2 protein-coding genes are annotated in these 1091 nt (G+C 27.8%); both read left to right on the forward strand.

Annotated elements, in window-relative coordinates:
* The first annotated feature begins 50 nt into the window (after positions 1-50).
* Entirely contained in the window at positions 51-389 is a 339-nt protein-coding gene (locus G540_RS06770) for an EndoU domain-containing protein (protein WP_051188898.1), read from the forward strand.
* Positions 389-745 carry a hypothetical protein gene (locus G540_RS0100485; protein WP_027106386.1) on the forward strand — a complete coding sequence of 119 codons (357 nt, stop codon included), beginning with the start codon at positions 389-391 and terminating at the stop codon, positions 743-745. Before G540_RS06770 ends, G540_RS0100485 begins: the two co-directional genes overlap by 1 nt.
* The last annotated feature ends 346 nt before the right edge of the window (positions 746-1091 follow it).

Below are 1091 nucleotides of genomic sequence, written 5' to 3' on the forward strand. Positions count from 1 at the left end.
TTTTTTGATTTATTGACTAATTTTTTTCGAGTTTCCATATTATCTCTTATTTGAATAGCAGCGATATATGTAGTATTAATATATTAAAGACTTTTCCGAATGGAGTAAGAATTGGTGGTATTGAAAATCATAAAATAAAATCCAAAAGACCAGGTGAAGGTAATGGACAAGTGTGGTTTCCTAAGTCTTGGACAGCAAAAGATATTAAAAGAGCAGGAAATCATGTAGCAAGTCTTAAAGTAAATAAACACAAAAAATCAGGTGAGCATATGACAGGAACTTGGAAAGGGGTAAAAGTTGTTGTTATAAAAGGTAAAGATGGTAAACCAAGTACAATTTGTCCGGATTACAAACAACCGACTAAAAAGAATAATAGGAGGAAAAAATAATGTATAGTCGTGATAAAATGAAAGAACTTTTAGATGAGAGAGATAAACTAAGCAGTTTAGATGAATTTAAAATAGAAGAAGTTTGGAAGAAAATATTATCATTATTACAATCAAAAGAAGACTTGGATAAATTTACTGATTATATGGACAATGAAATGACATATGATGAATTTGGGACGCTTACTGAATTTGTTGATGATATTAATACAGAATATGCAACAAAACATTTTGTTGAAGCATTAAAAAAACTTTTTGCAAAATATCCAAACTGGCTATCTAAGGATTTAGAAACTGATATAGTAGAATCATTTGAAGAAGAACTAAACAGACAAGAAAAAGAAGCTACTGAAGAGTGATAAAGTATGAAATGGACACAGGGAGATTTCTTCTGTGCCTATTTCTAGAATTTCACTAAAAAGCTTCATAGATAATTGGCAAGAACTTCTACGAAAATAGCTATCAAATAAATTTAAATGAAGTACTTTTGAAGTATTTTATATCAAAAACCAATATAATCTAAATAAAATACAAGAAAATATAAAAAAAGAATGGCTATAATACAAGGTTTTGAGATAAGAAAAATATACTTATTGAAGAATGGGAATAAACATTAACAAAAATACTACTGCTTAGAAACTTAGTGAAATAAAGGTTTTGAGCGTTATATATTTTTACAAAAAATTAGGAAGCTTAGTAAGTGTA

Origin of the sequence: Ligilactobacillus ceti DSM 22408, from assembly GCF_000423245.1 — a bacterium.
In the GTDB taxonomy this organism is placed as follows: domain Bacteria; phylum Bacillota; class Bacilli; order Lactobacillales; family Lactobacillaceae; genus Ligilactobacillus; species Ligilactobacillus ceti.

Bases quoted from the DNA above. Each gene is read 5' to 3' on its own strand.
- G540_RS0100485 (WP_027106386.1), top strand. From the start codon at position 389: ATGTATAGTCGTGATAAAATGAAAGAACTTTTAGATGAGAGAGATAAA.